Source organism: Leptospiraceae bacterium (assembly GCA_024233835.1).
In the GTDB taxonomy this organism is placed as follows: Bacteria; Spirochaetota; Leptospiria; order Leptospirales; family Leptospiraceae; genus JACKPC01.
This window is the reverse complement of the sequence record JACKPC010000001.1, coordinates 1267700-1281412: the sequence shown is the minus strand read 5'-3', so window position 1 is coordinate 1281412 and position 13713 is coordinate 1267700. Positions and strand designations below refer to the sequence as shown.

The 13713-nt window shown below is 35.3% G+C and carries 13 protein-coding genes; 5 read left to right on the top strand and 8 right to left on the bottom strand.

All coding sequences use genetic code 11. The annotated features are described in order from the left end of the window. The first annotated feature begins 176 nt into the window (after nucleotides 1-176). The 3 genes from H7A25_05910 to H7A25_05900 are packed head-to-tail and all read left to right on the top strand — an operon-like array spanning nucleotide 177 to nucleotide 3575. The gene (locus H7A25_05910) at nucleotides 177-1838 is read left to right on the top strand and encodes a SpoIIE family protein phosphatase (GenBank protein MCP5499417.1); all 1662 of its coding nucleotides are present in this window, start codon (nucleotides 177-179) and stop codon (nucleotides 1836-1838) included. Beyond that, on the top strand, nucleotides 1831-2616 hold the full coding sequence (locus H7A25_05905; GenBank protein MCP5499416.1) for a hypothetical protein: 786 nt from the start codon (nucleotides 1831-1833) through the stop codon (nucleotides 2614-2616). Before H7A25_05910 ends, H7A25_05905 begins: the two co-directional genes overlap by 8 nt. Then, on the top strand, nucleotides 2613-3575 hold the full coding sequence (locus tag H7A25_05900; GenBank protein ID MCP5499415.1) for a hypothetical protein: 963 nt from the start codon (nucleotides 2613-2615) through the stop codon (nucleotides 3573-3575). The genes H7A25_05905 and H7A25_05900 overlap by 4 nt, the downstream gene beginning before the upstream one ends. Here the strand turns inward: H7A25_05900 and H7A25_05895 are convergent. The 7 genes from H7A25_05895 to H7A25_05865 form a co-directional block, all read right to left on the bottom strand. Continuing rightward, complete coding sequence (locus H7A25_05895; protein MCP5499414.1) at nucleotides 3572-6232, bottom strand: TonB-dependent receptor; 2661 nt, start codon at nucleotides 6230-6232, stop codon at nucleotides 3572-3574. The two genes, H7A25_05900 and H7A25_05895, sit on opposite strands and share 4 nt — an antisense overlap. 290 nt (nucleotides 6233-6522) lie before the next feature. Further along, complete coding sequence (locus H7A25_05890; GenBank protein ID MCP5499413.1) at nucleotides 6523-6624, bottom strand: hypothetical protein; 102 nt, start codon at nucleotides 6622-6624, stop codon at nucleotides 6523-6525. A gap of 117 nt (nucleotides 6625-6741) precedes the next feature. Continuing rightward, nucleotides 6742-7215, bottom strand: coding sequence for a mobile mystery protein B (locus tag H7A25_05885; GenBank protein ID MCP5499412.1), 474 nt, complete (start codon nucleotides 7213-7215; stop codon nucleotides 6742-6744). A gap of 74 nt (nucleotides 7216-7289) precedes the next feature. Beyond that, the gene (locus H7A25_05880; protein ID MCP5499411.1) at nucleotides 7290-8714 is read right to left on the bottom strand and encodes a PAS domain S-box protein; all 1425 of its coding nucleotides are present in this window, start codon (nucleotides 8712-8714) and stop codon (nucleotides 7290-7292) included. A gap of 282 nt (nucleotides 8715-8996) precedes the next feature. After that, nucleotides 8997-9098, bottom strand: coding sequence for a XisI protein (locus tag H7A25_05875; GenBank protein MCP5499410.1), 102 nt, complete (start codon nucleotides 9096-9098; stop codon nucleotides 8997-8999). A gap of 6 nt (nucleotides 9099-9104) precedes the next feature. Continuing rightward, nucleotides 9105-9746 (bottom strand): hypothetical protein, encoded by a 642-nt coding sequence (locus H7A25_05870; GenBank protein ID MCP5499409.1) that lies wholly within the window; start codon nucleotides 9744-9746, stop codon nucleotides 9105-9107. Between the two features lie 543 nt (nucleotides 9747-10289). Beyond that, nucleotides 10290-10619 carry a helix-turn-helix transcriptional regulator gene (locus H7A25_05865; GenBank protein MCP5499408.1) on the bottom strand — a complete coding sequence of 110 codons (330 nt, stop codon included), beginning with the start codon at nucleotides 10617-10619 and terminating at the stop codon, nucleotides 10290-10292. Nucleotides 10620-10855: 236 nt separating this feature from the next. Here H7A25_05865 and H7A25_05860 point away from each other — a divergent pair, with 236 nt between their 5' ends. Continuing rightward, nucleotides 10856-11080 carry a hypothetical protein gene (locus H7A25_05860; protein ID MCP5499407.1) on the top strand — a complete coding sequence of 75 codons (225 nt, stop codon included), beginning with the start codon at nucleotides 10856-10858 and terminating at the stop codon, nucleotides 11078-11080. 626 nt (nucleotides 11081-11706) lie between these two features. Next, a complete protein-coding gene (locus tag H7A25_05855) occupies nucleotides 11707-12588 on the top strand; it encodes a hypothetical protein (GenBank protein MCP5499406.1) in 882 nt (293 codons plus the stop codon). A 94-nt stretch (nucleotides 12589-12682) separates the two neighbouring features. On the opposite strand, the gene H7A25_05850 is transcribed toward H7A25_05855, so the two are convergent. Further along, nucleotides 12683-13666 (bottom strand): hypothetical protein, encoded by a 984-nt coding sequence (locus H7A25_05850; protein ID MCP5499405.1) that lies wholly within the window; start codon nucleotides 13664-13666, stop codon nucleotides 12683-12685. Nucleotides 13667-13713: the final 47 nt, after the last annotated feature.

Here is a 13713-nt window from a genome sequence, read left to right as displayed (position 1 = left end):
CCTCTCCTCATTTCATGCACTATATAACAATTACTTAAGATAATTTTTGCAGATTATTCTTTTTCGTAAAGATATTTCTTGATTATTTTATAAACTTTTTGTAACAAACAGTTAAAGTAACGGGAATATAATTTTTCTCTATTGACAGAGATACATTTTTATTTACTAAGTAAGGGATGCGCTTTCAGGCTCTAAAGCAGCAATTTTATAACTTAAATATTCGTTCCAAGCTCATCGTAACAATATCTGTGTTGACTTTCATCTTAATCACAACTGTCAGCATAATTTTGACGTATAATTCATCAAAACAGATTGAAATTGCTCTCCTTAAAAAAGGAGCCCTGCTTACCAAAAGCTTATCTTTAGTCTCTGCTAATTTAATTGCCGGTTTTCAATATTCAGATGTAGATAAAGTCATTTTAGAAATTGTAAGAAATGATAATGAAATCGTATACGGATACCTCGAAAGTTCAGAGTCTATTCCAATTATTATTCAGGATAAAATAATCAAGGATATAACTTACATTAAAAGTCATTATAAATCGATTGATAAAGAAATAAAAACCATATTACCCGATGAATTTGGAATTAATGATAACGGAATTATAGTCAAAAAGCTTGTTCACAATAATCAGGAATGCTTTGATATAAAAACAGAAGTTTTGATTTCGAATGTTAAATCCGGCTATATTCGCTTTGGTCTAACTACAAGTATCATAAGAAAATTGAAGTTTAGAGTTTTTCTTCTCTCCTCAGCTCTAAGCATATTTTTTATACTAATTGGAATCGCGGGCAGTGTCCGTCTTGCTTACATTTTTTCCGGCCCTATTTTAGAATTAAAAGATGCTTCCATTAAAATTTCAGAGAAAAACTTTGATTTTCAATTAAACATAAACTCAAAAGATGAGATCGGGATGCTGGCGGTTTCTTTTGATACCATGAGGAAAAATATACAGTACTACCAGAAATCCCTGGAAGATTTCAATAAGAAACTAGAAAATAAGGTAGAAGAAAGAACCCTTGAATTACAGAACTCTCTACAAGAAATAAACCAATTACATGAAAGAAAAAAAGCCGATTACTACCTTACGACGATACTGATTGAACCCCTGATGACAAACCTAAGCCGTGTAGAATCAATTCAAATCGAATTTTACCTGGAACAATACATGCAATTCCAGTATAAAACCAAATCTATACAGATAGGAGGAGATATTTGTATATCGAATAAAATCATATTAGAAGAACAAATTTACGCAGTTCTATTTAATGGGGATGCAATGGGTAAATCCATACAGGGAGCCGGGGGATTACTGATTACCGGAAGTATTTTTCAAAATATACTCAGTAGAAATTTACATTCAGAGGTCTACCAGAAAAAGAAGCCTGAGCAGTGGTTAGAAGATTGTTTTTATGAACTACATAAAATTCTTTCTTCCCTGGAAGGAAATATGCAGGTTTCCGGGCTTCTCGGCCTCGTAAATGTTGAAAATGGTATGCTGTATTTTATTAATTCAGAACACCCCCCTGCTACACTTTACAGGGATAAGAAAGCAAATTACTTAAAACAGAAATGTATTTGCAAAATGGGTAGTGTAATTCCTATCAACAATGTGATTGTTAATACCTTCAGGTTACACAGGGGAGATTCGATTTTTCTGGGCTCAGACGGCAAAGATGATATAGAATTTGAAGACGGAAGAGTAAACAGTGATGAAACTCTTTTTCTTCGTACCATAGAAAAAACACATGGAAAATTGGATTTAATTCCCTCAGAGCTAAAAAAACAGGGTGAACTCATTGATGATATTTCTCTCATGAAAATTACGTATGCTTAAAAGTTTGAATATTCTAAAATTTAGTTTTCTCATTATCTTCGCACATATTTTTGGAAACATTTCTGCAGGTAATGTGGTATATTTTGACCCGGATGGAAACTTACGCAATATAGCAGGAATACAGGCAAATGGTAGTTTTTATTTTCGCTCTATATCGAAAGACAGTCAATTTATAGTTGTTGCAAATCGTAATCTAATGGATTCGAAAGTTTCCCAAATAAAACCTGAGATAATGATTGTCCAGTCTCTATATTATAAGGAAATGCTGAAACAATTAAACCTACAAGCGGTGTATATATTTTCTTATGATTCCAAACTTACCTATCGAAAAAAAATCATCAGCTTGAATCCTGAAATCAAATCCCTATCCTCCCTAAATAAAAAAATAATTGCCAGTTCTCTAAATAAAAAAGATCTTATAAGTCTTATAGGAAAAAAAGCGGAAGAATGGCGAATCCTAAATGTTCCCAAGGATCTGGATGCAATTATGGGATTAAAATTCTTGCAAGCGGATGCTGCAATTGTTTCAGATAACAGCCTTGAGGTTTTTCAAAAAATAGATCCGGTAGACTATAAAAAAATCAATATTCTTCATTCTACTGATAAAATTTTTCGTCCTGTTGTAGTAAGGACCTTGTATTCCGGAGAGGAATCTGAGAAGATTATAAAATCCATGCAAAACATTTCCTCAGACCCTTTAGGAAAGAATTTTTTAAAAACTTTGAATCTTGATTCTATTTCTAACAAAAAGGCAGATTTAAACAGTTTAAAAAGATGAAAGTTTATAAAAAAAGCATATTCCTTTTCCTGATTTATCTTACTTCTCTAATTGTATCCTGTTCGAGTCCCTTAAAACAACTCAGGGAATTTCACTATTCTCAGGATAACAGAAAAAAAATTTTTATTTTATCCTCAGAAAATTTTACCAGCTTTCAAATGGTAAAACAAACACTGCAACATGAACTAAGCTCTAATTACGAAATTCTTTTTTTAAATCTCGAAGGAAACTACGAAGAACCGGAAGAAATAGCCGGGGAAATAAAAAACCTTCATCCGGATTTAATTATTTGTATAGGTTCCCACGCTTTAGAAACTCTCATTGGAAAAATAAAAGAAACTCCGATTCTCTTTTCTATGATCTTAGACCATAAACAATTCAATATATCCAAATATACTAATATTACTGGAGTTTCCCTGGATATACAACCCGAAAGTATATTTTATAATTATAAATCTGCAATTGGTGAAGTTACAAAAGTTGGAGTTATTGTAAGTCAAAATTACTATTATAAAGCTCTACTCATCCAAAAGAAATTAGCACAAATGAATATACAGTTGCTTATTTATAAGTCTTCTGCGAATAAAGTTTTAGAATCCTACCAGGCGATTAAGGATAAAATTGATGTTCTCTGGATGCTCCCTGACCCTTCAGTTATAAATGATAATAATTTCCTATATCTGGCTGAAAAAACAATTGAGGATAAGCTTCCTTTTATCGTATATTCGGAAAACTTTGTAAAAGCGGGTGGTCTTTTTAGCATATCCCCCAATTACTCAACTGTTGGTTCTCAACTTGCAATTATGGTACAAAAAGTTCTGGAGGATTCTCTTTCTCCAAAAGACATTCCTATTTCTCCTATCATAGGAACCTATCTTACCGTAAATCGAACTGTATTAAGGAAAGTAGGGCTCAAAATAAATGAGGCCTTGATTGATAAATCCATAGAATCAAATTAAAACGTCTGGCTTAAAGAAAAAACAATATGTCTGCCGGCCTGGGGGTTGGGCATAATGAGAGCAGGTGCATCGTATTTTCTATCTAAAAGATTTCTTATATGCAAAGAAGCTTTAAAAACCTTGTCTTTCTCAAAACTCAAGCTGTAAGTAAAGCCAAGATGGATTAGAAAATAATCGCCGATTGTATGCCCGTATACGGGAGTATCCCAGCGATTAATAATTTCACAAGTTTTGGATGTATTCACCTGCGAAAGAGCAGAACAAAGCGCATAGGTTTTAAGGTATTCTTTCCTGTCATCCGGATAAACATAGCTGGCGGTATCTACACGACGAATAGGGTCAACTATCACTTTAGTGAAATATTGAGCCGAGAGACTCGTGGCAAAGTTCTTAAAAACTTTGATATAAGAACCAAAGTTACTGCTGTGTCTGGGAATATCCTGTTTTTTCACCCTGTTGTGAGCGGTATAGAACTTTTGTTTATATACAACAAAATATTCTTCCGGGTCTTTCTGAATGGTACTGGCTATATTAAAACCCTCGTATGGAGAGATTTCTCTCATCATGCGGTTATAGGTATGGTTGAGAAAAAGATAGCTTCCCGGTTTAAAGAAAAAGAATTGGGTTTTCTGGTTTAGATACTTTAGCTCAAGCTCATAGGTTTCCATGCTGAGTTCCCCGGAATTTCCAAACCAGCTCCAACCTTCTTCCGCAAAGGTTTGCTTGATTAAATTAGAAACTCTGGAATGGGCAGCATTCAAATTTGTCCTGATATTTTTATTGATGTAAAAAGAAAGTTGCGATTCATAGGCCTCACTCCTTTCCGGTTCCAGCGTCTCCGGGTAACCCCAGTTCGGATGGTTCTTTAAGGTGTTCGAAGGGCTGCGGTTAGCAAAAGATACAGAACCTACCGTACCTTGAGTCGAAAATAGATTATTAAAACTCGGTTCCCGAAAACCCCTTCCGTAAAGCAATTTCAAATTTACGCTTTTAGTAATTTTATAAAGGAAAGCAAATTTTGGGTTTACTATATTACTGCTGTATTGATGCGTATCATAACGAAGCCCGGGTTGCAGGATAATTCGTTCTCCGATTTGTATTTCGTCCTGTAGATACGCTGAGTTTATTTTGGAAACACGCGGACCCTGATCTTTCCATTCGAGTAATCTGTCATCCGAAATGATATATGACAGACTTCGAACCGGTCCTAAATCGTTTCTGGAATAGTACAGGGCCGGTATACTCTGTTCGAAATAAGTAAAACCGAGAAGAATTTTGTTGTACGGAATACCTTCATATTTTACATGTAAATCGTTTGTATAACTAATCATGGGTTCAAGATAATTTCCCTGGTATTGAACATAAGCATCCCTATTGAGAGGAGAACATTTAGAAGAACTACAGTTCAAATTTGACATTTTTTCATCGTTATACAGGGGTGCAAAGCGAGAAAAATGTTCCCATTCCCTTGTATCATAACGCGAGAGGTTTAATGAAAAAGAAAGATTTTTCGTAATATCGTATTGTAGAATATAATTATATACATTGAAAGGATATTCATAATACCCATTTTGATTTCGATTACGAATAGCCCTGTAGCCGCTGACCGGAAAATAAGTTTTATTATTATTTTTCATATAAGAGAATTGCATATTGCCCTTAGGGTTGAATTGCCAGAAAAGCCGACTCATTATTTCACTTACGGTGGATGGGTTACGAAGACTTTTTGTTCCACCGTATGTTCTTTGCCAGGGATAAAGCAGGTTTAACTCCGGGTTATAGACACCCTTTTCCAATTGAGCCTGGTTGTATTCGTCTATCAGGCCGGAACCGGGGTCTGTATAGGGCCTGTAGTCTTCCCGTGTGTTATTACCCACAATATCCTGAGGATAGCCAAGGGAATTTTCATACGCTCCGACAATAGAGAAATAAACCGAATCAGATAACCTTACATCTCCGTTAAAATAAGCTTTTGAGGTATCCCAATTTCCCCTTTTAATAGTCAACTTACCCGAAACTCTTTTTTCCCCGGATCTTATATCTTCTGAATTCCGGGTGATAATATTGATAATTCCCATGAAGGCATTGGCTCCCCAGGTAACAGAACCCGGCCCCCTTATAACCTCAACTCTTTTGACACTTGCGATAGTTATAGGAAAATCATTAAAGCCTCTTACAATATTTTTTTGTATGATAGGAATTCCATCTACAAGGATAAGAGTTGAGTTTTGAATTCCCCGAACAGAAAGGCGATTGGGAACCCGGGTCAAATCATTGGTGCTATAGAAGCCGGGGAGAAAGGTGATTAACTCATTCATCGATTGGATTCCCAGGTCTTCAATTTCCTTATCGGTAAAAACAGTGATAATAGCGGGAGCATCACCTATTTTCTGATTTTTCTTTGAGGCGGTAACTACAATTGTATCTTCTAATTGGAAAAATTTTTCTTCTATTATTTCCTTTGGGGAAAGTTTCTCGGTAGATTCTTTATCTTTTTGAAAAAGTTCCTGTATTTCTTCCGGACTGAGCTTTCGAGAGGTGATTTTAATAATGTCACTCATCCCAATTTCATTCTCTATTTGATCGGAGAGTTGTATTTTTACTGAATAAGGAGTAAGCTCTATTACTTTTCCTTCGATACTATCACCTGATTTCAAAACAATGGTATCCGAAAAAATGGAGAAAAAGATGGAAATACAGAAATATAGGAGGATATATAGAAGATACTTTCGTTTAAATTTAAAGGATAGACTTTGCAAGAAAGAACCTCTTTAAAATCTGTATTGGCTATAATTCTATCATAATAGAGGTTTTGGGAAATAGCAAGGAATATTTCACTATATATCTATAGAATTTTTAAAAATAAGTCGTTCAGTTGAATCTGTATATTTCGGTGAAATCTGCCACCTATTCCGGTTGAAACTTTACCACTCAAATGTTTCCAAAATCATCTTAGTGACATCAGGGAATCTCCTTTCAAGGTAAATGAGTAAGAAGAGTGTAAGATTCTATCACAAACTGCATCAGCGATTGCCTGGTTATCTGCCACATCATGCCAGGATGAAATCGGATATTGAGAAGTTTCCGCAGCTTCATAACCTGGCGGAAATTTTTCATAAGCTCTGTTTGAGGGCTGTTTTTTGAGATATTACAATAAAAGCACCTTTCAACTTCTGGCAAATTTTAATAAGAATGTATAATCTCCCTTATCTGCCATTTTCAAACTCGGTATATAATAAATTCCTAACTTTGATTCTTGAAATAAATCATATTTTCCCCAGCTAAATACTTTTCGATGAAATACATTTTTAGCTATTATATCTGCCATGAGTCTGGAATGCCTTCCGTTTCCGTTAGGAAAAGGGTGAATAGCAACTAAGCGATGTTTAAATCGTATAGCAATTTCATCTTCTGAAAATAATTTATTCTCTATCCAGTAATTACAATCATCAAGCAAGTTTTTGATTTTAATACCAATTTGGAATTTATCTACTCCGATATTTTTATTTGAAAGACGAAATTTACCGGCCCACTTCCAGATATCACCGAACATTTTTTTATGAAGTTCAAGAATAAATTTTTCTGAAAAAACTTGATTCCTTTTAAGCGGTCTGAACAGGTCCCGGAGTCGTATCCTCAGTTAGACGATGAACCGCGCTTTTCACCAACCAGGTTCTGAAGCCCATGGATGGGCACATGTATTTAATCCAAAAATCAAATATCAAATTCCAGCACACTCCTTGTCCCTTTATGATTTTCACTAGTGAATGTGCCGCCTAGTTGTTCCGATAACATTCTAACAATTGTAAGCCCAAGACCAGGTGATTTATTTAAATCATTTTTTTCTTCCATTCCATTTCCATTGTCCTGAATGGTCAGGACAACATGATTTTCTGTCCTATCAAGCATAATTGATATCTGACCACCGTCTCGCCCTTTGAAAGCATATTTATAAATATTTGTTAGAAGCTCATTTATAATAATACCAACCTGAATTATTGTTTTTGCATTAAGATTAAAATCCGCAATCTGTTTTTTAACAGAAACATATTTAATTTCAGGAAACACTGCAACAATCGCATCAACAAGGCTTTCAGTGTATTCTTTTATGGAGATTTCCTGATAACTTTTACTGAACAATAACTTGTCATAGAGGATACGCATGCCTTGAACTCGAGTAATAGCAACCTGTAATGCAGAAACAGCTTCTGGGTTGCTGATAGATTCTAATTGTAATGATAATAAGCCTTCAATAGAAATGATATTGTTTTTTATACGGTGGTGGACTTCATGCAGGAGTATTTCTCTATTTTCAAGAGCTTCTTTTAAGTCCTGTTCTATGATTTTTTGATTGGTAATATCAATAGCCATACCTATGATTGACTTAAAATTCCCAAAATCATCTTTGTTTGGTGCATAAAATATATCGAAATATGTTTCTCCGACTTTAATAATATCCCTGAAAGTTTTGCCTGCCATAGCTTCTTTAACACCATGTATTATTGCAGGATAATCTTTATATATCTCAAAAGCCGACATACCAACAATCTGCCCCGGTTTTAGTCCAAGTGCATCCAGACTTTTGCCTTCTGATATAATAAATCTACCTTCTAAATCAATTGTGAAAATTATAGGCGTTGAGTTTTTTACAATAGACCTGAATTTTGCTTCGCTTTCTTTTAATGCTTGTTCGATTTGTTTTTGAGCTGTTATATCTTGTGAGGTCCCAAACAATTTAATAGGTTGATTCTTTTCATTAAATATAACTTCATTCATCGATCTTATATAACGTATTTTTCTATCATTTTTTCTTATAATTCTATGTTCGAATTCTGCAGGTTTTAGTCCCTTAAATGCATTCTGATAAGCATGATCGATTTTTTGAACATCATCGGGATGAGCTATAGACATAAGTTCTTCCTTTGAATTTATAGGGTCTGATAAGCCCATAATTTTTAACCAATTTTTTGAAAAAATCCATTTATCGTTAATAATATCCCATACACCCGATCCCATATTTGCAATTTCTTCTGCTTTCTCCAAAATATGTTTGTATTTATCCTGGGCTATTTCATTTTTAAGAGTTTGATTTTCTTTTTCTAATTCTTCAATTTTTTTTAATAAATATTCATTATTCAAAATTCTTTCTCCTTTAATTTTTTAGGAAAATGTCCACTATTGTTCTCTGCGTATCCACCGTAGCGATAGATGAATTATAAATGTGACCAAGCCCATGCATTTTCTTTTATCACCAATCATGTCTTATCCCTCTGTTTTATTCCCTCTTCTCTTAGCCGGCACGGACGCCGGCTCTTCAAATCAATTTCGTCTAACGTCCTGAGAATCGTCCGATGTGACGGTGGCTAAAATGGGTCTGTTGGACATTCTCTTGTTAGAGAGCTGTTTTTTGATATACCACTATTAAGCCACAGCATATTCTGTGAACTTTCTATAGGATGGAGGTTGTAATCCTAAAACAATATCTTCTTTTAATACACCAAATTTAACTAAATCTTCTTCTATTGTGTATTACTCAATTACTTCTATCATGCATAGTGTGTATTTTTTTATTTTACCGTTCTGCCTTATTATTTCACCATTTGGAATTTTAATTGTATTAAAATTTGTTCCATTCCAAACTTCAATACCATCTAAAGTTGGATTTGCTTTTATCAAAGTATCTAAAATTGCTTTAACATCATTATAGTGACTTAAGTAAGCAACTTCCCACCAATCCCAGCCTAAAAAACCTTCATTATCATATTGACAAGATGCCAGGTTTGGATACATTCCTGAACCATCACTACTGCTTAATCCTGCCTGTATTAACTGAGCACCATAAAGATTGGATTCGTCACCTGTTCCTTTGCAATCATTTTCTTTTTCTCTATATACCTGTCCTTGTAGACATATCTCATAATAAATTGCTGTCGTACAATTTTCATTTCCTATTAATTTGAATTTTATTGTTCCATTATTTTCATTGGAAATTTCATATCCTGTAGATTTACAACTATATTTTTCTCTATAATCGGCTTCTTTTTTTGTACGAATAAGTTCAAGCCAAAATGTAGTATTCGTCTTTCCTTTATTATATTCTTTATCTTGATCTTCGCAACTTATAAAAGATATAATCCAGAAGGTTATAGTAATAAAACCAATAGCTTTCATCGTGTTCTCCTACTTGTTTATGATGGATTTTCTTTAACTCTCTTTAAATACCAATATCAATATTACATATTGCATTATTAAAGCCAGATAAAATACCGCTTAACGTTTCGAGCGTGTAGTATATATCCGTATGTTACTAAAAATCGTAATCACTTCAACGTCTTATATGCTGGTGGAGTCAGGATTTTTACCGCACTTTAACATCTTAATAACATTCCCTGCAAAAAGACAACAAAAAAAGGAAAGGCGAAAATAGAGATTTGCTTTACAGAAAACTATACATAAAAATAGTATGTGGGATATGAATGAAAGTAGAGATTTTAATAAAAAGGCAGTATTGAGTTTCTTAAAGGCATTTTTGAAGGAACCGCATTTTGTTTCTAATCCGGAGATTTGCTTATTTTTGGAGAGAAATCCTATTTTTCCTTCTTCTCAGGAATTCCTTATTTTAAAAGATTTTGTCATTAATGAATTGGTATTTTTGCTGTCCTACACTCTATCAGGCCTCGGTTTAAACCGAATCGTAACGAAAGGAAGAGATACTTACAGATTTTTTTTAAGTAATTCAATAAAACCTTTTAAGAAACCCATAAGCTTAGGATTTTCACGAACTTCTTTAAATAATACCTTTTCATCTTCGGTCAAAGACTCACTATTTTGAATACCCAACATATCACCAGTTCCATTTACCAGCCATTTGATGCTGATTCCATATTCCTCATTTAGTTTTAGAATGACATCGATTGGAAGATGTTTGGCTCTACCGTTTACAATATCGCTTAAATTTGAAGCTTGGACACCATATTTTTGAGCGAAATCTTTTTGCCTCATACCTAAAAAAGTAAAAAGTTCTTTATAATTTTCTTTATTCATGAATTATTATTTTTCGCAATTTTATTGTTGATTTTTGCGATATAATATATAGTAAATATCAACAACCCAAGCATTTCTCTTCTTCGGTCATGCCGTCAAGTCACTTCGGTGCTTCGATACTAAATTTATTGCAGAAGCAATAAATTTCACTCAGCATCCGAAGGGTAGAAGCCAGCACTCACTCAGTGGCCGAGAAAGTCGATGAAAGCTTGATTTGGAAAATAAAAGGAGCCTATATGCAACACTACGAAGTAGAAGCCACGGTCGCCGAGGATGGAACCCTTACCGCCAGGTTACCGCAGGCCGTAGAACCCGGAACTTACACAGTTGTCGTGGTTTTCACCCCTACTGTAGAGACAGAATATAATCTGTCCATCCGCTTGAAACGTATGGAAGAAAACCCGCATCCCGGTTTTTCAAGGGAAGAAGTAGAAAGGGATCTGGAGGCATTACATGTTTAAAAGCAGCTTTCAGCAATTAGCTACCAGCGGCCAGCATTTTAAAACTGGGAGTCTTCAGGGGGTTTCTCATGGAAAATGAAGCTAAAGCGTTTCCCTTCCTCCCTCTATTACGTTCTCAAAGAAACCCTGATTTCAATAGTCGCCGTCTGGCATGACAGGAGAAATCCGGAGTCTTTAAAGAAAAGAAAACAAAATAAATAATCTACCCACGAAAGCGACCCACCGGTGGGTCGCCTGGTGCGGCGCCCTTTTTTTCCCAGCCGGATGTGGTTGCTGAGCAAGCAAAGCGCGCCGAAGCACAGCGTCCGGCTGTTTAGATATTAGCGATTAGTTATTATTACAGAACTTGCTTCCTTTTGGAAAGTCAGGCTTCCAATGCCGGGCGGCCAGCCTGTATGTTTTTTTCTTTTAAGGAATATCCTTTATTATCGGGCTAAAGCCCTTCTACCTCTCATCCCCCCTTTCCTGCGCACGCGAATTAGGAAAGGGGTAGGGGATAGGTTTACACTCTTCTTACACATTCACGTTGAAAGGAGATTTCCTGATAGAATAATTACATAAGGTTTAAATTAATCTATGTTAGACTTTCACCGAAATATACTTTATAGGGTTAGCTGGAAAAGAAGATGAACATTGACGAAAGCAACACAAAAGAAGAAGCGCCTCCTTTAGAAGAATTGGTGTTTTACAAAGAGGTATTGGAACGGGACAAAGAAACTAATGAAATAAGCCATTGGAATTCCAAACACGGAAAAAAAGGTTCCAGTCCTCTATATTATTATCCATGGATTGACTTCAACCTATTTTCAACTGTGGAACAACCTGTCCTTGAGAATTATGAAGTGAGAGAGCCTCCGGATGAGAATTGGGTGCGTCAATACATGACAAGCCCATCCAGAACACGCGCAGTTCCTTATCAGCATACCGAAGAGGGTGAGCGCTGGCTTGTCCTTGACAACGGAGGTCGTCCCTTCCTGGTCATCGAAAATGGAGTCGATGTATATGTGTATAGCCACGATCCCAACCGATTTTTGCGGAATATCGATCGATATTCCGATCATTGCTGGTATTCCCTTCTGCTGGGACAATTTAAGAACGTGAATAAAATATGGATCGGCAAGAGCGAAAAAACTCCCATGACCGAGTGGAGCGGGGGTTATGGGCCAGAGTTTGACGGGAATTCCATACTGTTAGAAGTATCCCATGGTTCATATGTCTTTATTGGACATGTGGTTTATTCCTTTGATTTTCCTGAATCCATCTCCGCTTTCTATGCACCTGTAGGAAACAATGATGTGCCCTACCCAACAGCAGAAACGGACACATGGTTTCTTTTCATGCTCGACTTAGTTGCTTACAAAAAAGAGCAATTCCTGCGCACGACAGATGAAGATTCAAAAGCAATGAATGATCTTTATTTTGACTTTTATGGTCACGGCGGACACAAGCAAAATGGAGAGAAGATAGATTTTATTAACGTCAGAACTCTGGCTGAGCCGTATTATTAGTCAATTATTAATATTTGCTGAATACTCCTTTATTCTTTTCAGGCGCATACACTCAGGACTTCAGACGAATGTAGCTCTGCTCTGTAATGGAGATTCAATTAAAAGTACTGGCAGTTAAATATAGAGTTACATTTTTATAGATTAGCGGGTGAGCGGGGCTTGAGGAAATAATTCGAGCAGAACCAAATCCTTTTTCATAAATCCCTGTAAGACTTACCGAAGTTTTTGCTGTAGCCCAGGTTAGAGCAAGAGTTCCTCCCCTCAGGTCCACATGTTCAAAACGTTGAGGTGCTTGAATATCTTCCGGAAAATACGAAATCAAAGGATTATTGGAAACACGAATTGTATTCGATTGACTGGCATTTAAAATGAGGAGATCTATAGAACTATCCAACCAATCAATTTTTCGAGTATTCGAATAATTAGAAAAACCTCCTATACGAATTGCAAAATTTTCAAAAAAGAAATATTCTAAGCCAAAAGCAAAATTTAGGGTAGCAAATCTTTCCATCATCGGTTCTTTAGGATTTTTTAAAATAAGATAAGGTCCTGTAAGTTCTAATTGGTAACGGTTGGTAGACATAGAATAGGAGCTCGTATAAATTAGATCAAAACTATAAAGCAAATTTTGATTTACAAAATGAGCTAATCCGAGACGTGTTTGATATATTTCCGGTTTTGATAAAGGGTGATAGAAGATATCGTTTTGATCAAATGAATTTGAATAAGGAGTATAAACACAGAGTCCCAGTTGGTAGTCTCCGACAGACTTCAGGCTTCCTATGAAATTCGGATTAAATGTTCTTGATGTCCTGATATAATCAGTTCCTTTTCCAAATACATTCTGATACCTCTTACTAATCTCACTGTAGGTATTTGCAGAAATAGAAAAATAGTCTCCCTGAGAAAATGCTATACCGGCAGGATTGTATACAATCCCGGATGGATCATCGGAAATGGCCGTATAAGCACCGGAAAGACCGGATGCTCTCTCCCCAACAAAAGAATGTATATTATGAAAATCATCAGCTACAATAGAAGAGGAAAAAAGAATAAACAGGACTATAAAAAATAACATAGAATCATGATTAAGAATAAAAAGAATAGTTCAATAACAAAATAATG